Source organism: Pseudomonas sp. FYR_7, from assembly GCF_043106155.1.
GTDB classification, from domain to species: domain Bacteria; phylum Pseudomonadota; class Gammaproteobacteria; order Pseudomonadales; family Pseudomonadaceae; genus Aquipseudomonas; species Aquipseudomonas parafulva_B.
Genome location: NZ_JBICMI010000034.1, coordinates 58,392 through 78,873, shown reverse-complemented (window position 1 = coordinate 78,873; position 20,482 = coordinate 58,392). Strand labels below are relative to the sequence as shown.

The following is a 20,482-nucleotide window of genomic DNA, read 5'->3' as shown; positions in this document are numbered from 1 at the left end:
GATGATTGTATACAACTTATGAATTCTTTTGTAAGTCTGAATTTCCGTATTTCTGCCTAGGAGCCGTGTCTGGGTACCTTGCAAGAAACCTGCCCACTTGGTCAACTAAGCCTGACGACAACGCAGTGCTCCGCTTTATTGCTGCTGGTGTCATGGTCCGTCACCTCCTTCGCCGGGAAAGCAAAAAAATTGTGTACAATTTTCCATGCGAATGTCTTAATTAGGCGAATTCAAGGCGCTCGCTGCCCCAGTTCGGGTCACTGGCGTGCGTACTTGCCCCTGGCAAACAAGAGGCGACAAGCAGATGGGACGTTTGACCACTCACGTACTGGACGCAGCCCATGGCTGCCCAGGCAGCGCAATCAAGGTGGAGTTGTACCGTGTCGAAGGCAGCCAGTTGACGTTGGTCACCTCGGCGCTCACCAACAGCGATGGCCGCGTCGACGCGCCATTATTGCAAGGCGATGACTACCGTTCGGGTGTTTACCAGCTGCAGTTCAATGCCGGTGACTACTACCGTGGGCGTGGCGTGGCGCTGCCTGAGCAGCCGTTTCTGGATGTGGTGGTATTGCGCTTTGGCATCGATGCGCAGCAGGAGCACTACCATGTGCCGCTGCTGATATCGCCGTACAGTTATTCGACCTACCGTGGAAGCTAGTTGGTCGCTAGAAGAATCTTCGTAGGTCCTTTGGCCCGCTCTCACACTGGCGGGCTTTTTTTCGCCTAGGCCTAGGTGGTTTCGGTACGAATGCTCTGTTGCATATATGCCAGCGACTTGCCGGTCCTGAACAATGCGTGGTCTTCTGCGCCTGCGGCCAACGCACCTAGCAGGTTGAAACTCGTGCCGACCAGGCGAGGTGCTCCCCGTTCCTTCATCCATTCCTGACTGGCCAGTAAATGCGCAGATGTGTTGGAAATGCTAGCGCGTCTAGTGCGATCGGCGATGTCTACATAGACTTGCGCGTGCTCAATGCTCAGGGAATTATCACCGTGGCTGGCCAGGTTGCTGTTGACCACGCCAAGCTTGTGAATGAAAGGCGTACTGGTTGAGAGTTTCCTCGTGTATTCATGGATCACGGCCCGTCCCCCATTGAAGCTAGGTATGGACTGCGGGTTTGGCGATATCGACTTTCGGGTAAGACCCAAGCTTTCGGCCGCGAGCTCATGATTTGACCTCCACCACTTCTTGATTGCGCTGAACGTCACGGGCGCTCGACCCGACGGGTCGGCCATGTTCACCGGATCGTTCTGGCAGTAGGCGTATGGATTGAGCCCACCCTGAGCAAATGGACTCCAGTGGTCAGGGCTCTGCAACCTCATCAGTGTCGGGTCGTAGAGCCGGTGGCCTTTGCCTAGAGGGTACAGGCGGGAAATCGGATCACTGAACTCGCCGTTGAAGCCCAATGAGCTCTTGCTCCATAGGCTATGACCATATGGGGTATAGGTGGATAAGGCAGAGGTAGGTATGTGCATCGGCAGGCCTCCGTAAAGGCTTTCACTTGTAACAAGCACCGATTCAGTTTGCACCTGGCAAAAATCCTAGTTTGATCGATTTGCACGCCAATCGCGCCGGTAATGACAAATGGGCGCCGAAGCGCCCTTGGCTGTTGCGAAAGTTTCAGAGGAAGATGAACTTGGCAATAAAGATCGCACACAGCACCCACAGGCTGGCAGAGATCTCCTTGTATTTACCCGTACCGGCTTTAAGCGCCACGTAGCTGATGAAACCCAGCGCAATGCCATCGGCTACCGAGAACGTCAGTGGCATCATGATCACGGTGACGATTGCCGGAATGCTGTCGGTCGCCTCGTCCCAGTTGATGTGCGCCATGCTGCCCATCATCAGCATCGCGACGTAGATCAAGGCGCCAGCGGTTGCATAGGCGGGGATCATGCCAGCCAGCGGTGCAAAGAACATGGCAGCAATGAATAGGACGCCCACCACCACAGCCGTCAGGCCGGTGCGCCCCCCGGCGGCCACCCCCGCGGCACTTTCCACATAGCTGGTGACCGGCGGCACGCCGACTACGGCGCCGAACACGCTCGAAGCACTGTCGGCCTTGAGGGCTCTGGACAGGTTCTCGATACGGCCGTCGGGGGCCACCAGGTTCGCCCGCTGTGCCACGCCCATCAGCGTCCCGGCGGTGTCGAACATGTGCACGAACAGAAAGGCCAGGACCACGCTAATCATGCTCACGTTGAACACGCCCGCCACGTCCATGGCCATCCAGGTCGGCGCCAGGCTGGGCGGCATCGACACCACGCCGCCGAACTTCACCAGTCCCAGACCCCAGCCCGCCAGCGTTACGCCGATGATGCTGATCAGGATCGCCCCGAATACCCGCTTGTAGCTGAGGATGGCGATCATCAAAAAGCACATCGCCGCCAGCAGCGGGCCTGGCTCATGCAGCGAACCGAGTTTGATCAGGGTGGCGGGGCTGTCGACGATGATACCTGCGGTCTTCAGGCCGATCAGGCCGAGGAACAGGCCCACCCCGGCGCCCATGGCATGGCGCAGGCTGACGGGGATGCTGTTGAGCAGCCACTCGCGCACCTTGGACAGCGTCAGGAACATGAACAGCACGCCGGAGATGAAGACCGCGCCCAGTGCCGTTTCCCAGTTGTAGCCCATGGTGCCGACCACGGTGTAGGTAAAGAACGCATTGAGGCCCATGCCGGGTGCCAGGCCCACTGGCCAGTTGGCATACAGCCCCATGAGCAGGCAGCCGAGGGCGGCGGCGATGCAAGTCGCCACGAAGGCTGCGCCATGATCAATGCCGGCATCGGCCATGATGTTGGGGTTGACGAAAATGATGTAGGCCATGGTGATGAAGGTGGTCACCCCGGCGATCAGCTCGGTTTTAACGGTACTGCCGTGTTGCCTGAGTTTGAAAATGCGCTCCAGCCAACCCGTGGCGGGCGGTGAAGCGATGTCCAGCGTAGGGACTTCGGTTTTGCGGCTTTCCACAGCGAGTACTCCTCAAGTCTTTCTTGTTGTTATGGAGCCCGTGGTCCTGAGCAATGCACTTGGCGGCTCCGCGAGGGCGGCAACTGGCCAGCAGCATGCAGTGCCGTGGCGCATTGTTGACCGTAAGGTCAGGAAGTTGCCTGAGCGATTATGCTTTTGTGTACAAAGAAAGCAAATACTGTTTTATGTTTTGTATGCTAGGTGAGGTGAACAATCGCTATATGCGTTAAAGCACGCCTGCAGAAACGGCTCAGCCTGTGTACAATGACGCCATACTTTCCTTCGTGCCTCGAGAGCCCATGAACGAACAGCTGCAACCCCTGAAAAAACCCGCGCGTGCTGGCAAGGCCGGTCGCAGTGGTACCCAGGACGACATTGTCTATGCGCACATCTTCGAGGCCATCCTGGAGCAACGTCTGGCGCCGGGCACCAAGCTCAGCGAAGAGGCGCTGGGCGAGATTTTCGGCGTCAGCCGCACCATCATCCGCCGGGCCCTGTCACGGTTGGCCCACGAGAGCGTGGTGCTGCTGCGGCCCAATCGGGGCGCCGTGGTCGCCAGCCCAACCGTGGAGGAGGCGCGCCAGGTGTTCTTCTCGCGGCGCATGGTCGAGCGTGCCATCACCGAGCTTGCCGTGGAGCACGCCACCGCCGAGCAGTTGGCCGAGCTTCGGCAGATGGTCCGCGAAGAGCGCGATAGTTTTTCCCGAGGGGATCGCGGCGCCGGCATCCGGCTGTCCGGCGAGTTTCACCTCAAGCTTGCCGAAGCGGCGGGGAATGCGCCGCTGGTGAGCTTCCAGCGCAGCCTGGTATCGCAGACCTCGCTGATCATCGCCCAGTACGAGAGCGGCAATCGTTCCCACTGCTCGTACGACGAGCATCTGCAGCTGATCGATGCCATCGAGGCGCGTGACGCCGCCCAGGCAGTCAGCCTGATGATGCATCACATGGACCACATCGACAGCAAGCTGAACCTGGACGAGGAGAGCGCCTCGGACGATCTGCATGCGGTGTTCTCCCATCTGCTGAAAAAGCCCAAGCTCACGGTCAAGAACTGACCGTTCGCCTGGGCTCGCATCAGCGCGACCCTTACCTTTCGCGCTGATGCACGCAACGCCCGGCCGCATAGGTTTCACGAACCGTGCGGTCGTCGCCCAGGGTGGTCAGCACGAACAACGTTTCCTCGATGCTTCTGGACTGCTGCAGGCGATAGTCCAGCAGCGGCGTTGCCTTGTAGTCCAGCACCACGAAGTCCGCGTCATTGCCCGGGCGCAGGCTGCCGATCCGGTCATCCAGGCGCAGCGCGCGCGCACCGCCCAGGGTCGCCAGGTAGAGCGACTTGAAAGGGTGCAGGCGTGCGCCTTGCAGCTGCATCACCTTGTATGCCTCATTGAGCGTGTTGAGCAGCGAGAAGCTGGTACCGGCGCCTACGTCGGTGCCCAGGCCGACATTGACCTTGAAGCGCTCCGCCTGAGGCAGGTTGAACAGCCCGCTGCCCAGGAACAGGTTGGAGGTGGGGCAGAACGCGATCGCCGAGCCCGTCTCGGCCAGGCGCTGGCATTCTTCGTCGCACAGGTGCACGCCATGGGCGAAGACCGAGCGCTCGCCCAGCAGTTCGAAATGGTCGTACACATCCAGGTAGCCCTTCTGTTCGGGGAACAGCGACTTGACCCAGTCGATTTCCTGAAGGTTCTCCGACAGGTGCGTGTGCAGGTAAACGCCTGGGTGTTCCTTGAGCAGTTGGCCCGCCCGTGCCAGCTGCTCAGGCGTGCTGGTCGGTGCGAAACGCGGGGTGACAGCGTAGTGCAGGCGGCCTTTGCCATGCCAGCGCTCGATCAGCGCTTTGCTCTGGGCGTAACCGGACTCGGCGGTGTCGGTCAGGTAATCGGGGGCGTTGCGGTCCATCATCACCTTGCCAGCGATCAGACGCAGGTCCAGGCGCTCGGCTGCTTCGAACAAGGCGTTGACCGATTCGGAGTGCACACTGCCGAACACCAGGGCGGTGGTGGTGCCGTTACGCAGCAGCTCCTTGAGGAAGATCTGCGCCACCTGGTCGGCATGGTCCTTGTCGGCAAATTGCTTCTCGCAAGGGAAGGTGTAGGTGTTCAACCAGTCCAGCAACTGCTCCCCGTAGGAGCCGATCATGCCGGTCTGGGGGAAGTGGATGTGAATGTCGATGAACCCTGGGGTGATCAATGCGTCCTGGTAGTGCTCTACCGGTATGTCGGCGTCCAGGGTCGGCAACAAGTCGCTGGCATGGCCCACGGCTTGGATGCGTCCGCCGTCGATCACAAGCACGCCGTCTTCGAAATACTCATGGGAAGCGTCCAGGCCTACCTCGGCCGGGTCGGCGATGCTGTGCAGGATGGCGGCTCGGTAGGCTTTGCGGGTAACGGTCATATCTCACTCGTCAAATGGCTTGGCTGCGCCGTGAAGGCGGCAGCAACTGGGCAATGGGGCCGGCGTTGGCGGCAGCGTCGTGCTGGCCGAAGCGGGCGTTGTAGGTGGCGATGATTTCGCCGGCGATGGACACGGCGATTTCGATGGGCAGCTTGCCCTTGACCTCGGTCAGGCCCATCGGGCACCGCATGCGCGCCACCAGGGCGGGGTCGAACCCGCGCTCGCGCAGGCGATGCTCGAACTTGACTCGCTTGGTCTTCGAGCCGATCAGGCCGAACCAGGTGAAATCGTTGCGCTTGAGGATGGCAGCGGTCAGCTCCAGGTCGAGCTGATGGTTATGGGTCATGACGATGCAGTAGCTGCCCGGCGGCAGGTCTGCCACTTCGTCGACCGGTTCCTCGCTGACCACGCGCGTCACGCCGGCGGGAATCTGGGCAGGGAATTCCTGCTCGCGCGAATCGATCCAGCGCACCCGACAGGGCAGCGCGGCGAGCAAGGGTACCAGAGCCCGGCCGACATGGCCCGCGCCGAACACGGCGATCTGCGCCTGCACGGCGGCCATGGGTTCGAACAACAACACCGTCACACCCCCGCAGCACTGGCCGAGGCTGGCGCCAAGACTGAAGCGTTCCAGGTGCGGGGTACCGCGGTGCTCGCCGAGCATCTGCCGGGCGATGTGCAGCGCCTTGTATTCCAGATGGCCGCCGCCGATGGTGTCGTATGATCCGCAGGCGCTGACCACCATTTTCGAACCGGCATTGCGCGGGGTGGAGCCGCGTTCTTCGATGATGGTCACCAGTACGCAGGCCTCGCCGCGGGCTTGGTGTTCGGCCAGGGCGTTGATCCATTGGTGCATGATGCAAGATCCTCATCTATGGGTGCCTGTTCGGGCCTTCTCGCCGACTTGCCGGCAATGGGCCCGAACAGGCAACGCACCTTCAATTGTTCACTGCGTCCAGCTCCTGCACCGCAGGTTGCAGGGTGGCCGCCTTGCGCATCTGCTCACAGCCCCACAACACCCGCTCCGGCGTGGCAGGGGCATCTATGTTCGGTTGCACGCGGTAGTCGGCAAGGCTGGCCACCGCATCCTTGATCGCGCACCAGGCGGCGATCCCGAGCATGAACGGCGGCTCGCCCACGGCCTTGGAATGGAACACCGTGTCCTCCGGGTTCTTGCGGTTCTCCACCAGCTTGACCCGCATGTCCAGCGGCATGTCGGCCACCGCTGGAATCTTGTAGCTGGCCGGGCCGTTGGTCACCAGTTTGCCCTTGGCGTTCCACACCAGCTCCTCGGTGGTGAGCCAGCCCATGCCTTGAATGAATCCTCCCTCGACCTGTCCGATGTCGATGGCCGGGTTCAGCGAGTCGCCCACATCGTGCAGGATGTCGGCGCGCAACATCTTGTATTCGCCGGTCAGGGTGTCGACGATCACTTCCACGCAGGCCGCGCCGAAGGCGTAGTAGTAGAAGGGGCGCCCCCGTGCCTGGCTGCGGTCATAGAAGATCTTTGGCGTGCGGTAGAACCCGGTGCTCGATAGCGACACCTGACCGAAATAAGCCTGCTGCACCAACTGCTCGAAGCTGACGATCTGGTCGCGCACACGCACGTGGCCATTACGGAACTCCACGTCTTCCTCGGTGACCTGGTAGTGCCTGGCAGCGAATTCGGTCAAACGTTTCTTGAGAATCTCGGCTGCATGCTGTGCGGCCTTACCGTTCAAGTCAGCCCCACTGGAAGCGGCGGTAGGGGAGGTGTTGGGTACCTTGTCGGTGTTGGTGGCGGTGATCTGGATCCGGTCGATATCGACCTGGAAGACCTGGGCCACCACCTGCGCCACCTTGGTGTTCAGGCCCTGGCCCATTTCAGTGCCGCCGTGGTTCAGGTGGATGCTGCCATCGGTGTAGATATGGATCAGCGCCCCTGCCTGGTTGAGGAAGGTGGCGGTGAACGAGATGCCGAACTTGACCGGGGTCAGCGCCAGGCCTTTTTTCAGGATCGGGCTGCTGGCATTGAAGCGGCCGATGGCCGCCCGCCGCTCGGCGTAGTCACTGCTGGCTTCAAGCTCGGCGGTCATCTCCTCGAGCATGTTGTGCTCGACGGTCTGGTAATAATGGGTGACGTTGCGCTCGTCCTTGCCATAGTAGTTGGCCTTGCGCACGGCCAGCGGGTCGCGGCCAAGGTGCCTGGCGATGTGGTCCATCACCTGCTCGATGGCGACCATGCCTTGCGGCCCGCCAAAGCCCCGGTAGGCCGTGTTCGACGCGGTGTTGGTCTTGCAGCGGTGCCCGTGGACGGTGGCATCGCCCAGGTAGTAGGCGTTGTCGGAGTGGAACATGGCGCGGTCGACGATCGAGCCGGACAGGTCCGGGGAGTAGCCACAGTTGCCGGCCAGGTCCAGGTTGATGCCGTGCAGGCGACCCTGGTCGTCGAAGCCCACGTCGTACTCGACGTAGAAGGGGTGTCGCTTGCCGGTCATGGTCATGTCCTCGACCCGCGGCAAGCGCATCTTCGTCGGTTGCCCGGTCAGGCGGGCGATGACGGCGCACAGGCAAGCCGGGCTCGCGGCCTGGGTCTCCTTGCCGCCAAATCCGCCGCCCATGCGGCGCATGTCCAGCACCACCTTGTTCATGGGCACATCGAGCACTTCGGCCACCAGTTTCTGCACCTCAGTGGGGTTCTGGGTCGAGCAGTAGACGATCATGCCGCCGTCTTCGGTGGGCATCACCGAGGAAATTTGGGTCTCCAGGTAGAAGTGTTCCTGGCCGCCGATGTGCAGGGTGCCTTGCAGGCGATGCGGGGCGCTGGCCAGGGCTGCAGCGCTGTCGCCGCGCTGATGGGTGTGGCTGTCGAGCACGAAGTGCCGCTTGCGCAGCGCCTCGACCACATCGAGCACCGGTTCGAGGTCTTCGTATTCGATGACGGCGGCCATGGCGGCGCGGCGTGCGGTGTCCAGGTCACGTGCGGCCACGGCCAGGACCGGCTGACCGAAGAACTCGACCTTGTCGATGGCCAGCAAGGGATCGCCTGCCACCACCGGGCCGATGTCCTTGAGCCCGGGAATGTCCTGATGGGTGATCGCGATGCGCACCCCTTCGAAGGCGTAGCAGGGCGTGGTGTCGATGCGCAGGATGCGCGCATGGGCACGGTCTGCGGTACGTGCGTAGACGTGCAGCTGGTTGGGGAATTCCAGTCGGTCGTCGATGTACAACGCTTCGCCGGACACGTGCTTGTCGGCGCTATCGTGCTTGACGCTGCGCCCGACCCCGGTGGTCAGGTCCTGGCGGAACAGGTCGGCCATTTCGGCCTGGCTTTTGGGCACATGATGGTTAGACATAAGCGGTCACCCGGGTTTCGATGTGCGGCGTTTGCAGTTCGATAAAGTACTTGCGCAGCAGGTTCTGCGCGGTCAGCAGGCGGTATTGCTGGCTGGCGCGGAAGTCGCTGAGCGGGGTGAAGTCTTCGGCCAGGGCCTGGCAGGCGCGCTCCACGCTGGCCTTGTTCCAGGGTTGGCCCAGCAACGCCGCCTCGCAGGCACGGGCGCGCTTGGGGATGGCCGCCATGCCGCCGAAGGCGATGCGTGCGCCGCTGACCATCCCGTGCTCGATGCTCAGGTTGAACGCTGCGCACACCGCCGAAATGTCATCGTCCAGGCGCTTGGAAACCTTGTAGGCGCGGAACGTCCAGTCGTGCCGGGCCAGGGGTACCAGGATCTTCTCGATGAACTCGCTGTCCTGCCGGGCGGTGATGCGGTAGTCGATGAAATAGGCTTCCAGCGGCATCGTGCGCTGGCGCTCGCCCTGGCGCAGGACTACCTGGGCGTCCAGCGCGATCAACAAGGGCGGTGAGTCGCCGATGGGCGAAGCGTTGCCGATGTTGCCGCCCAGGGTGCCCTGGTTGCGGATCTGCAGCGAAGCGAAGCGATGCAGCAGCGCCCCGAAGTCCGGGTATTGGGCGTTCAACGCCTGGTAGCAGTCGGTGAGCGGGGTGGCAGCACCGATTTCAAGATGGGTGGCGGTCTGCTCGATCCGCTTGAGCTCGGCCACATGCCCCACGTAGATCATCACTGGCAGGGTCTTGTGCATTTGCGTGACTTCCAGCGCCAGGTCGGTACCGCCTGCCAGCAACCGGGCTTCGGGGTGCGAACTATAAAGCTCGGCCAGGTCGGCGACGGTCAGCGGGACCAGGCAACGCTTGTCGCCACTGTTCAGCTCGCCAGTCTGCGACGGTGCAATGGCCTTGAGGCGGGCAATGGTCTGCGCTTGCTGGGCATCGAACTGGTCGCGGCAGGGCTGCCGGCAGCTCTGCTGGGCGGCGTCGAGGATGGGCCGGTAACCCGTGCAGCGGCACAGGTTGCCGGCCAGTGCTTCCTGGGCCTGATGCACGTCGGCACCTTGACTGTTCTTTTGCAGGGCGAACAACGACATCACAAAGCCTGGCGTACAGAAACCGCATTGCGACCCATGGCAGTCCGCCATGGCTTGTTGCACGCTGTGCAGCTGGCCTTGGTGCTTGAGGCCTTCGACGCTGATCAGTTGCTTGCCGTGCAGGCTGGACACGAACGTCAGGCATGAGTTGAGGCTGCGATAGCGCAAGGCATCGTCGCCGGCGTCGTCCTGGGTCAGTTCACCGATCACCACGGTGCAGGCACCACAGTCACCGCTGGCGCAGCCCTCTTTGGTGCCGGGTTTGCCCAACTGCTCGCGCAGGTATTGCAGCACGGTCATGTTCGGGTCCAGGGCGTGCTCGCTGCGCAGCTCCTGGTTGACGAGAAACTGGATCACGGGTATGGCCTCGCAATGGTTTTATTGTTGTTGGGCCGACTCTAAGCAACACCTGTCGCACGGGTCAATGTTTTTCTGACTCAAAGGTCAGGAAATCGTCCGGCGGCCGGCCCACCCTGGTTGATGATGCTTACACCAAGCATAGATCGCGCCGGCCCGGCAGCTGTCCGGGTGGTCAAATAAACCCCGATAGCCCGCTGCGCTTCCCGGGGGCAAGTAGGCTACAATCCGCCCCCTTGTGTCCCGTTCAGTGATTTGAAGGAAAACCATGACGTTCAAGGCCCCGGACAGCCTCGCCGAGCAGATTGCCGATTACCTGGCCGAGCGCATCATCCGCGGCGAACTGGCGCCTGCAGAGCGTATCCAGGAACAGAAGGTGACCCAGGCGCTCAACGTCAGCCGGGGTTCGGTGCGCGAAGCGCTGCTGATCCTTGAACGTCGCCACCTGGTGGCGATATTGCCGCGCCGGGGCGCCCACGTCACCGAACTGGACGAGCGCAGCGTGCGCAGCCTGTGCACGCTCATGAGCGAGTTCTACATTCTGCTGGGCAACGCGGTTGCACAACGCTGGCGCAGCGAAGACGAACTGCGCCCGTTTCTGGACATTCAGCAGCGTCTTCAGGTGGCGCATGCCGCACGCGACATCGAGGCGTTCGTGGCCGAGAGCTTCGAGGTGATGCGTGCTGCCTACCCCTTCGCCGACAACCCGTTCCTGCAGGAAACCGTCGAGAACCTGCAGCCAGCCATGAGCCGCGCCTATTACCTGTCCCTGGACCAGCGCCAGGCGAACATGGTCGATTACCTGGGCCTGTTCGGTCACTTGCTCGAGGCGGTGTTGCTGCGCGACTTGCCGCGCATTCGTGAAGTACTTACCGCCTATGGCCAGCGCAGTTGCGAACTGGTACTGGCAGCGCTGGCCCGGCCCTGACCGATGCGCCTCAAATGCATCCGCCTGGCGGGGTTCAAGTCCTTCGTCGACCCCACCACCGTCAACTTCCCAAGCAACATGGCGGCGGTCGTAGGCCCCAATGGCTGTGGCAAGTCCAACATCATCGACGCCGTACGCTGGGTGATGGGCGAAAGTTCGGCAAAGAACCTGCGCGGCGAGTCGATGACCGACGTCATCTTCAACGGCTCCAGCGGCCGCAAGCCGGTCAGCCAGGCCAGCATCGAACTGGTGTTCGACAACAGCGAGACTACCCTTGTGGGCGAGTATGCCGCCTACGCCGAGATCTCGATTCGGCGCAAGGTGACCCGCGACAGCCAGAACAGCTACTACCTCAATGGCACCAAGTGCCGGCGTCGGGACATCACCGATATCTTCCTGGGCACAGGCCTTGGGCCTCGCAGCTACTCGATCATCGAACAGGGCATGATCTCCAAGCTGATCGAAGCCAAGCCCGAGGAACTGCGCAATTTCATCGAGGAAGCGGCGGGTATCTCCAAGTACAAGGAGCGTCGCCGCGAAACTGAAAACCGCATCCGCCGAACCCAGGAGAACCTGGCACGCCTGACCGACCTGCGCGAGGAGCTGGAACGCCAGCTTGAGCGCCTGCACCGCCAGGCCCAGGCGGCCGAGAAATACCGTGAATACAAGGCGCAGGAACGCCAGCTCAAGGCGCGCCTGGCGGCGTTGCGCTGGCGCGAGCTGGACGAACGGGTTCGTCAGCGTCAGTCGGTGATCGGTAACCAGGATGTGTCCTTCGAGGCGCTGGTGGCCGAGCAGCGCAATGCCGATGCCAGCATCGAGCGGCTGCGTGACGGTCATCATGAGCTGTCCGAGCGCTTCAACCAGGTGCAGGCCCGGTTCTACTCGGTGGCCGGCGACATCGCCCGGGTCGAGCAAAGCATCCAGCACGGCCAGCAACGTTTGCGCCAGTTGCAGGACGATTTCAAGGAAGCCGAACGCACGCGCCAGGAAACCGAATCGCACCTGGGGCATGACCGTACGCTGCTGGCAACTTTGGCAGAAGAACTGGCCATGCTCGAGCCCGAGCAGGCGCTGACCCTGGCGGCTGCCGAAGAAAGCGCTGCCGTGCTGGAAGAGGCCGAATCAGGCATGCACGGTTGGCAGGAGCAGTGGGACACCTTCAACAGTCGCTCGGCTGAACCGCGTCGTCAGGCCGAAGTGCAGCAGGCGCGCTTGCAGCAGTTGGAAAGCGGCTTGGAGCGCCTGGCCGAGCGTCAGCGCAAACTCACCGACGAACAGGTGCAGTTGGGCGAAGACCCGCAAGACGCGGCCATGCTGGAGCAGGTTGAGCAGTTGGCCAGCAGCGAGTTGTCGCTCGAAGCACTGCAGCTGGAGGAAGAGGAGGTTATCGAGCGCCTGGAAACGGTGCGCCAGGCGCTGCAGGAGGCCGGGCTGGCTCAGCAACAGGCCCAGGGTGATGTGCAACGCCTGGGCGGGCGCCTGGCATCGCTGGAAGCCCTGCAGCAGGCAGCCCTGGACCCAGGTGCTGGTGTGGGCCAATGGTTGCAGGGGCAGGGGTTGGCAGACTGCCCTCGCCTGGCACAAGCGTTGCGCGTTGAGCCCGGGTGGGAGCTTGCGGTGGAAACCGTGTTGGGCGCCGACTTGCAAGCCGTGCTGGTGGACGACTTCGCACCGTTGGATCTGGCGGGCTTGCAGCAGGGCGATGTGAGCCTGCTGCTCGCGGCTTGCGCCAGCCAGGCGGTGCCTTCCGGCAGCCTGCTGGACAAGGTACAAGGCCCCGTCGACCTCGCGCCATGGCTGGGCCAGGTCAGGCCCGTGGAAGACCTGGCCGAGGCCTTGGCCTTGCGTGCTGCGTTGGGCGAAGGGCAGAGCCTGGTCAGCCGCGATGGCTACTGGGTCGCCCGCCACAGCCTTCGTGTGCGCCGCGGTGGCAGCGGTGAAGGCGGGGTGCTGGCGCGCGGTCAGGAGATCGAGCGGCTCGAGCACAGTCAGCGTGAGCAGCACATCGCCCTGCAGCAGCTTGACCAGCAGCTGCACACCCTGCGTGAACAGCAGCAGCACCTGGAAGCGCAGCGCGAGCAGGTACGCCGTCGCGCCCAGGAAGAAAGCCGCCTGCAAGCCGAACTCAAGGCCAGCTTGTCAGCCAACCGTGCCCGTGCCGAACAGGTCGCGCTGCGCCGCCGCCGTTTGGACGAAGAGCTGGCTGAGCTCGACGAGCAGCGCGCCCTCGAGCATGAGCAACTGGGCGAAGCCCGTTTGCTGTTGCAGGATGCCCTCGAACTCATGGCCCAGGACACCGATCGGCGCGAAGTGCTGCTGGCCCAGCGCGACCGGCTGCGTGAGGGCCTGGACCGCATTCGTCAGGAAGCCAGGCAGCACAAGGACCATGCCCACCAGCTGGCCGTGCGCCTGGGGTCGCTGCGCGCCCAGCATGACTCCACGCGTCAGGCCCTGGAACGCCTGGAACTGCAAGCGGCCCGTCTGAGCGAGCGACAGGAGCAGCTGAGTCTGAACCTGGAGGAGGGGGAGGCGCCGTTGGAGGAGCTGCGGCTCAAGCTCGAAGAGTTGCTGGAACGGCGCATGGGTGTCGACGAAGAAATGCGCCAGGCACGCCTGCAAATGGACGAGGCCGACCGCGAACTGCGCGATGCCGAAAAGCGCCGCACCCAGGCCGAGCAGCAGGCTCAGTTGCTGCGTGGTCAACTCGAACAACTGCGCCTGGAGTGTCAGGGCCTGGAAGTGCGGCGTACCACATTGCAGGAGCAGTTGCTCGCCGACGGTTACGACTTGCAGGGCGTTCTCGCCACGGTCGAGCCCGACGCTACCGAGGCCGGCACCGAACAGGCCTTGGAGCAACTCGATGCCCGTATCCAGCGGCTGGGCGCGATCAACCTGGCCGCCATCGAGGAGTACGAACAGCAGTCCGAGCGCAAGCGCTACCTCGATGCCCAGGATGCTGACCTGGTCGAAGCGCTGGACACGCTTGAAAACGTCATTCGCAAGATCGACAAGGAAACCCGCCACCGCTTCAAAGATACCTTTGATCAGATAAATGCCGGATTGCAGGCACTTTTCCCAAAAGTTTTCGGTGGCGGCAGCGCTTATCTGGAACTGACGGGCGAAGATCTACTCGATACAGGGGTGACGATCATGGCGCGACCACCGGGCAAGAAGAACAGCACCATTCATCTGCTGTCCGGTGGCGAAAAAGCACTGACCGCCTTGGCGCTGGTGTTTGCCATCTTCAAGTTGAACCCCGCACCGTTCTGCATGCTCGATGAAGTCGACGCACCGTTGGACGATGCCAACGTCGGGCGGTATGCCCGACTGGTAAAGGAAATGAGTGAGAGCGTGCAGTTCATTTACATCACGCACAACAAGATCGCCATGGAAATGGCCGACCAGCTGATGGGGGTCACCATGCACGAGCCGGGCTGTTCACGCCTGGTGGCCGTGGATGTGGAGGCGGCCATGGCGATGGTCGATGCGTGAAACCTGTGGTCGAACGGCACAATCTTCATTGAAATGCCCCTGTCATGTGAGACAGACGGTGTAAAGTTGTCTTTGGTCGTGCTAGCTTTATGTCACTCGTTTTCTGCGTGGGTAAAACGCCTGTCAGAACATAGGCTTGGCGCCACGTGTTAAAGGCCTTTGAAGCCTTTGTTTTCAGCATATTTATTAGAGGCACGGGATTACATGGAAATCGGTCTGCGCGAGTGGCTGATCCTTATCGGCATCATTGTCATTGCCGGCATTCTTTTCGATGGCTGGCGCCGTATGCGCGGCGGCAAGGGTAAGTTGAAATTCCGTCTGGACCGCAGTTATGTCAATGCGGCGGACGATGAAGGCGGTGGTGCCGAAGTGCTCGGCCCACCCCGCGTGCTCGACACCCACAGGGAGCCTGAGCTGGACGAAAGTGATCTTCCGTCGCTCAGTGCCTCGGACCGGGACCGTGAGCGCGAACCCAAACCTACCAAGGTCAGCAAGTGGCCAAAACGCCCGGCGGCTGCAGAAGCGCCGCGCGTTGACGCAGGCTTCAGCGCGCCCTCCCGTGAAGCGGATATTGTGATCGACGACGAGGACGACTTCGCGGCGGACAAAGGGCGTAGCCCATCCCCTGCAGCGGCCAACAACAGCGTCAAGGAGCTGCCGCCGGCCGAGGAAGTGCTGGTGATCAGCGTTATTTCCCGTGACGAGGGTGGGTTCAAGGGCCCGGCGTTGCTGCAGAACATTCTGGAAAGTGGCCTGCGGTTCGGCGAGATGGACATCTTCCACCGTCACGAGAGCATGGCCGGTCACGGCGAAGTGCTGTTCTCCATGGCCAATGCCGTCAAGCCTGGCATCTTCGACCTGGATGACATCGACCATTTCAGCACGCGTGCGGTGAGCTTCTTCCTCGGCCTGCCCGGCCCGCGCCATCCGAAGCAGGCCTTCGACGTCATGGTGGCGGCAGCGCGCAAGCTGGCCCATGAGCTCAACGGTGAACTCAAGGATGACCAGCGCAGCGTTTTAACGGCGCAGACCATCGAACACTACCGCCAGCGCATCGTGGAATTCGAGCGCCGTGCCCTGACCCAGAAGCGCTGATAAATCCAGACGAAGAGCAGCCTCGGGGCGTGCTGGTCGGTTCAGGCCTCTTGCTCATCGACTCGGCTTTCGGCAAGCGAGCCCGCTTCACGGTTTCACCGCAGCCTTTGAAGGCTGTGGCGAACCTGTGGAGCGGGCTCGCTGCCTAAGGCACAAGGCGATGACGAGACCTGGCTCTCCAGAGGCTGCCAGGCTGCTCTTTCGTTTTGCAAGAGAAGCTCAAAATGACCGCTGAAACCCGCATTCACGAACTGCGTGCCGAACTCGACCAGCACAACTACCGCTACTATGTGCTGGACGAACCCAGCGTGCCCGACGCCGAGTACGACCGGCTGTTCAACGAACTCAAGGCGCTGGAGGCCGAGCATCCCCACCTGGTCACGCCCGACTCGCCCACCCAGCGGGTAGGTGGGGCGGCCCTTGCCGCATTCAGCCAGGTTCGTCATGAGATTCCCATGCTCAGCCTGGGTAATGCCTTCGAAGAGGCTGACCTGCGTGAGTTCGGTCGCCGTGTGACGGAAGGGCTGGACCAGCCAGGCGCGGTGGATTTCAGCTGCGAGCCCAAGCTCGATGGCCTGGCGGTCAGCCTGCTCTACCGTGACGGTCACCTGGTGCAGGGTGCCACGCGAGGCGACGGCACCACGGGTGAAGACATCAGCGCCAACGTGCGTACCGTGCGCAACATTCCCTTGAAGCTGCACGGGCAAGGCTGGCCTGCGGTGCTGGAAGTGCGCGGCGAGGTGTTCATGAGCAAGGCCGGCTTCGACCGGCTCAATGCGTCCCAGGCCGACCTCGGCGGCAAGACCTTCGCCAACCCGCGCAATGCCGCGGCAGGCAGCCTGCGTCAGCTGGACTCCAAGATCACTGCCAGTCGCCCGCTGGAATTCTGCTGCTACGGTGTCGGCCAGGTGTCCGCACCTGTGGCCGACAGCCATATCGCCACGCTGGAGCAGCTCAAGACATGGGGGTTGCCGATCAGTCGCGAGCTCAAGCACGCGGCCGGCATCGAGCAATGTCTGGACTATTACCGCGACATCGGCGAGCGGCGTAACAGCCTGCCTTACGAGATCGATGGCGTGGTGTTCAAGGTCAACAGCCTGGCCGCACAGCGGGAGCTGGGTTTCCGTGCCCGGGAGCCGCGCTGGGCCATCGCCCATAAATTCCCGGCGATGGAGGAGCTCACCGAGGTGCTGGACGTGGAGTTCCAGGTGGGGCGTACGGGCGCGGTCACCCCAGTCGCCCGCCTGAAGCCGGTCAAGGTCGCCGGTGTGACGGTGTCCAATGCCACCTTGCACAACATGGACGAGATCGCCCGCCTGGGCTTGCGCATTGGCGATACGGTCATCATCCGCCGCGCAGGCGACGTGATCCCGCAGGTGATGCAGGTGGTGCTGGAGCGTCGGCCGGAAGGGGCGCGTGAAGTGCGGGTGCCCAGCCAGTGCCCGGTGTGCGGCTCGCATGTGGAGCGCACCCAGCTGGTCAAGCGCAGCAAGGGCAGGGAAGTGACCAGCGAGGGGGCCGTGTACCGCTGTGTCGGTCGCCTGGCCTGTGGGGCGCAGCTCAAGCAGGCGATCATCCACTACGTGTCGCGCCGGGCCATGGACATCGACGGGCTGGGTGAGAAAAGCGTGGAGCAGTTGGTGGACGAGGGCCTGATTGCCTCACCCGCCGACCTTTACACGCTCACGTTTGACCAAATCGTCGGCCTCGAAGGTTTTGCCGAAGTGTCCAGCCGCAAGCTGCTCGATGCCATCGCCGCCAGCAAGCAGCCGACCCTTGCCCGCTTCATCTATGCCCTGGGCATTCCCGATGTCGGTGAAGAAACCGCCAAGGTGCTGGCCCGCTCACTGGGCAGCCTGTCGCGCGTGCAACAGGCATTGCCGCAGGTGCTCACTTATCTGCCGGACATTGGCCTGGAAGTGGCCCATGAGATCCACAACTTCTTTGAAGACGAACACAACCAGAAGGTCATCCGCCAGCTGCTGGACAGCGGCATGCAGTTGCAGGACGAAGGCGAACTGGCCGCGGAGTTCGCCGCCAGTACCACCCTGGCTGACATGCTCGCCAAGCTCGACATCCCCTCGGTAGGGCCTACCGGCGCGCAAAAGCTGGTGGCGCGCCTGGACGGCCTGGACAAGATCATCGCCGCCGACGGCATTGACCTGCGCCAGGCGCTCAATACGCGCCAGGCAGAGGCTGTACGCGCGTTCTTCAGGGATGAAGCCAACCAGCGTCTTGCCCATGCCATCGAGGCGCAGCTGCTGGCCTTCGGCATGCACTGGCGCAGCGAGAAGAAGGTGGCCGAGGGGCTGCCTCTGGCGGGCCAAACATGGGTGCTGACCGGCTCCCTGGAACGCATGAGCCGCGACATCGCCAAGGAAAAGCTCGAAGGCCTGGGGGCGAAAGTGGCGGGGTCCGTTTCTGGCAAGACCCACTGCGTGGTGGCAGGGCCGGGTGCCGGGTCGAAGCTGGCCAAGGCCAGCGAGCTGGGCGTGAAGGTGCTCGATGAAGAGGCGTTCGTGGCGTTTCTTGCCCAGCAGGGCATCGAGGTCTGATAACCCTGGAGCCGTGTTGGCCCGGTGCGTGATTGTCGGCACTTGGCCATCTTGGCGTGCGGGGGTGGCTGGCGAGGTGTTTGACCGCGTGGCGCGCGCTAGCCAGACAAGTCATTGAGAAATGATGACTTTTTCTGCTGCAGAGGTTGTATCTGGGCTCAGGACCGGTACAATGGCGCCACTCGCTGTTCAGCGAGACATGTTGTGGTGGCCCTGTCGGTCCTCCCGCATTGATTACCCGTTAACCTGGTCAGGCCCGGAAGGGAGCAGCCATAGCGGGAACATCGAGTGCCGGGGTGTGGCTGGCGGGGCCGCCTCCATTTCAGGCCTTGAGTTCTAAAAGGCCAAGCGCTTGGTCACTCAGACTGCACACGAAAATCTGTCGGCCTTTGCCACAATGCGCCAAGGCGTTTCGGTTTTTGTTGTAAGCGCAGCCCGGTCACGCCCCTGAGGCAATTGGCTATGGCGCTGCGCACACTACCGCGTTTCTACCCGGCCTTCACAGAGCGGCTCGACACTTTCATGCGTGCTGACCTCGCTGAGGCCACTGCCATCAACCGGCGAAACCTCGGGCAAGCCAGATGATCGTCGGCAGGGCACTCAGCCGCGTGGCGCAAGCCTTTGCTCATGGCCTGCAACGTCTTGATCCGGCTGTCGAGCTCATCGGCCTTGGCCAGCAGTTGACCCCGGTCGACCTTCATGTCCACCAGCAGGGTGCTGATTTCGTCTAGCGAAAAACCGGCGGCCTGGCCCAGCGCTATCAATGCGAGCCTTTGCGCCACGTCAGCCGAAAACTGCCGGCGTTGGCCAGGCTCGCCACGCGCCGTGAGCAGTCCCTTCTTCTGGTAATAACGCAGCGTCGAAGAGGGCACGCCCGTCCGCCTCGCCACATCGGCAATGTCCATGTACAAGCCCTTGACTTGAAGTTGACTTCAACTTGCATGCTGACCGGCGTATCCGACAACGTCAAATCAGAGAGAGCGTCATGGGCATCAGCGAACAGTGGATTACAGCAATAGGTATCGGCGTCGGGGCCACACTGGTCATGGACGGCTGGTCGGCGGTCTCCCGGCGCCTGGGCGTTAGCACGCTCGATTACGCCTTGGTGGGTCGCTGGGCGGGGCATGCACTGCGAGGGCGCTGGCGCCACCAGGCAATCCGTCAGGCCCCGCCCATCAAGCATGAGCGGATCTTGGGCTGGACGCTGCACTACGTCATTGGCGTGGCGTTCGCGATGTTGCTGGTCATCACGGCGGGCACCCCCTGGCTGAGCGCCCCGACCCTGTGGCCGGCATTGGCCGTGGGCGCAGGTACGGTACTGGCGCCCCTGTGCCTGATGCAGCCTGCCATGGGCATGGGCTTTTTTGCTTCACGCACGCCCAGCCCCTGGCGCGCGCGGTTCAAGAGCCTGGTGAATCACCTGGTATTCGGTATCGGGATGTACGTGACGGCCTTGGCGCTGTAGGTGTCAGGTGCCCGTCCCGGCGGGTTGGGGCTCTGCGGTGCTGCCGTAGCGTTGCAGCAAGCGCTCCATCTCCCCGCTCTGCTTGAGGCGCACCAATGCGCGCAGAAGCGCTTGGGCGGGTATGTCAGGGTCGTTGCGTACCAGGCAGCCCAGGTCCTGTTCGTCCAGCACCGCCAGTGGCTGCAGTTGCGCATGGCGCTGATGGTTGAACCACCGCAGTGACAGTTGGTTGCTGACGGCATAGCGGTACCGTCCCGCTTGCAGCTTCTGCAGGGCCAGCTCCTGGCTGCGGCTATCCTCCCGGTAAAGGCGGTGTGCCGCCAGCAGGGGTTCAAGCGTGGTGTAGGTGTAGCCCAGGACGGTGCCGATGGGCTGGGGTGACAACCGTTGCGGCGAAATCGGGCCGCCTTCGCCTATGCGGCCTACCAGCACATCGCGCTGGTGAATCAGCGGCACGCTCCAGATGAAGTCCTTCGGCCGCGCCATCAGCCACTGATCGCTGACATAGCAACGTACATCGATATCACCCTGGTTCATCGCCTCCTCGAGGCGCATTCGAGCCATTACATGATATTCGGCGCGTACACCGGCTTGCTCGGCGGCCGCCTGCATCACATCGAACAACAGGCCCTCGACCGGCTGGCCGTTCTCGATGCGAATCAGCGGCATGCTCCAGCTCTCGGCCACCGAAAAACGCAGTACCGGCTGTTCAGCCAGGCTGTGAGCCGACCAGAAAAGAAGCAAAGTCAGCAGGGTCCGCACCGCAGGTCCTCCATGATCCGCTGTCCATCGTCGCG

At 62.6% G+C, this 20,482-nt stretch carries 15 protein-coding genes and 1 other RNA gene; 8 read left to right on the top strand and 8 right to left on the bottom strand.

Annotation, left to right across the window (positions count from 1 at the left end; translation table 11 throughout):
• Positions 1 to 304: 304 nt before the first annotated feature.
• Positions 305 to 658: a hydroxyisourate hydrolase gene (uraH, locus tag ACF8R3_RS09030; protein WP_058604793.1), complete on the top strand. Its 354-nt coding sequence runs from the start codon at positions 305 to 307 to the stop codon at positions 656 to 658.
• A 71-nt stretch (positions 659 to 729) separates the two neighbouring features.
• Here uraH and ACF8R3_RS09025 read toward each other — a convergent pair whose 3' ends face one another.
• Both ACF8R3_RS09025 and ACF8R3_RS09020 read right to left on the bottom strand, forming a co-directional pair.
• Positions 730 to 1,527 (bottom strand): RHS repeat-associated core domain-containing protein, encoded by a 798-nt coding sequence (locus ACF8R3_RS09025; RefSeq protein ID WP_328299002.1) that lies wholly within the window; start codon positions 1,525 to 1,527, stop codon positions 730 to 732.
• A 91-nt stretch (positions 1,528 to 1,618) separates the two neighbouring features.
• Positions 1,619 to 2,968 (bottom strand): NCS2 family permease, encoded by a 1,350-nt coding sequence (locus ACF8R3_RS09020; protein WP_058638550.1) that lies wholly within the window; start codon positions 2,966 to 2,968, stop codon positions 1,619 to 1,621.
• Positions 2,969 to 3,267: 299 nt separating this feature from the next.
• On the opposite strand from ACF8R3_RS09020, the gene ACF8R3_RS09015 reads away from it, so the two are divergent.
• Complete coding sequence (locus ACF8R3_RS09015; RefSeq protein WP_058638551.1) at positions 3,268 to 4,023, top strand: GntR family transcriptional regulator; 756 nt, start codon at positions 3,268 to 3,270, stop codon at positions 4,021 to 4,023.
• A 31-nt stretch (positions 4,024 to 4,054) separates the two neighbouring features.
• Here ACF8R3_RS09015 and guaD read toward each other — a convergent pair whose 3' ends face one another.
• The 4 genes from guaD to xdhA form a co-directional block, all read right to left on the bottom strand.
• On the bottom strand, positions 4,055 to 5,365 hold the full coding sequence (gene guaD / locus ACF8R3_RS09010; RefSeq protein WP_392515496.1) for a guanine deaminase: 1,311 nt from the start codon (positions 5,363 to 5,365) through the stop codon (positions 4,055 to 4,057).
• 10 nt (positions 5,366 to 5,375) lie between these two features.
• The gene (gene xdhC, locus ACF8R3_RS09005) at positions 5,376 to 6,221 is read right to left on the bottom strand and encodes a xanthine dehydrogenase accessory protein XdhC (protein ID WP_144967046.1); all 846 of its coding nucleotides are present in this window, start codon (positions 6,219 to 6,221) and stop codon (positions 5,376 to 5,378) included.
• Between the two features lie 82 nt (positions 6,222 to 6,303).
• Positions 6,304 to 8,700: a xanthine dehydrogenase molybdopterin binding subunit gene (gene xdhB, locus ACF8R3_RS09000; RefSeq protein WP_058638554.1), complete on the bottom strand. Its 2,397-nt coding sequence runs from the start codon at positions 8,698 to 8,700 to the stop codon at positions 6,304 to 6,306.
• A complete protein-coding gene (xdhA, locus tag ACF8R3_RS08995) occupies positions 8,693 to 10,147 on the bottom strand; it encodes a xanthine dehydrogenase small subunit (RefSeq protein ID WP_392515495.1) in 1,455 nt (484 codons plus the stop codon). Before xdhA ends, xdhB begins: the two co-directional genes overlap by 8 nt.
• A gap of 268 nt (positions 10,148 to 10,415) precedes the next feature.
• On the opposite strand from xdhA, the gene ACF8R3_RS08990 reads away from it, so the two are divergent.
• The 5 genes from ACF8R3_RS08990 (at position 10,416) to ffs (ending at position 18,531) form a co-directional block, all read left to right on the top strand.
• A complete protein-coding gene (locus ACF8R3_RS08990; RefSeq protein WP_196127043.1) occupies positions 10,416 to 11,075 on the top strand; it encodes a GntR family transcriptional regulator in 660 nt (219 codons plus the stop codon).
• Between the two features lie 3 nt (positions 11,076 to 11,078).
• Complete coding sequence (gene smc, locus ACF8R3_RS08985) at positions 11,079 to 14,570, top strand: chromosome segregation protein SMC (protein WP_197844529.1); 3,492 nt, start codon at positions 11,079 to 11,081, stop codon at positions 14,568 to 14,570.
• Between the two features lie 204 nt (positions 14,571 to 14,774).
• Complete coding sequence (gene zipA, locus ACF8R3_RS08980) at positions 14,775 to 15,665, top strand: cell division protein ZipA (RefSeq protein ID WP_392515494.1); 891 nt, start codon at positions 14,775 to 14,777, stop codon at positions 15,663 to 15,665.
• Positions 15,666 to 15,889: 224 nt separating this feature from the next.
• Positions 15,890 to 18,220, top strand: coding sequence for an NAD-dependent DNA ligase LigA (gene ligA, locus ACF8R3_RS08975; protein WP_197844530.1), 2,331 nt, complete (start codon positions 15,890 to 15,892; stop codon positions 18,218 to 18,220).
• Between the two features lie 214 nt (positions 18,221 to 18,434).
• Positions 18,435 to 18,531: signal recognition particle sRNA small type (gene ffs / locus ACF8R3_RS08970), an RNA gene on the top strand.
• Between the two features lie 177 nt (positions 18,532 to 18,708).
• On the opposite strand, the gene ACF8R3_RS08965 is transcribed toward ffs, so the two are convergent.
• Positions 18,709 to 19,125 (bottom strand): helix-turn-helix domain-containing protein, encoded by a 417-nt coding sequence (locus tag ACF8R3_RS08965; protein ID WP_197844531.1) that lies wholly within the window; start codon positions 19,123 to 19,125, stop codon positions 18,709 to 18,711.
• 80 nt (positions 19,126 to 19,205) lie between these two features.
• Between ACF8R3_RS08965 and ACF8R3_RS08960 the strand changes: the two genes are divergently transcribed.
• Complete coding sequence (locus tag ACF8R3_RS08960; protein ID WP_392515493.1) at positions 19,206 to 19,685, top strand: DUF2938 domain-containing protein; 480 nt, start codon at positions 19,206 to 19,208, stop codon at positions 19,683 to 19,685.
• Positions 19,686 to 19,688: 3 nt separating this feature from the next.
• Here ACF8R3_RS08960 and ACF8R3_RS08955 read toward each other — a convergent pair whose 3' ends face one another.
• Positions 19,689 to 20,447 carry a substrate-binding periplasmic protein gene (locus tag ACF8R3_RS08955; RefSeq protein ID WP_392515492.1) on the bottom strand — a complete coding sequence of 253 codons (759 nt, stop codon included), beginning with the start codon at positions 20,445 to 20,447 and terminating at the stop codon, positions 19,689 to 19,691.
• Between the last annotated feature and the right edge of the window lie 35 nt (positions 20,448 to 20,482).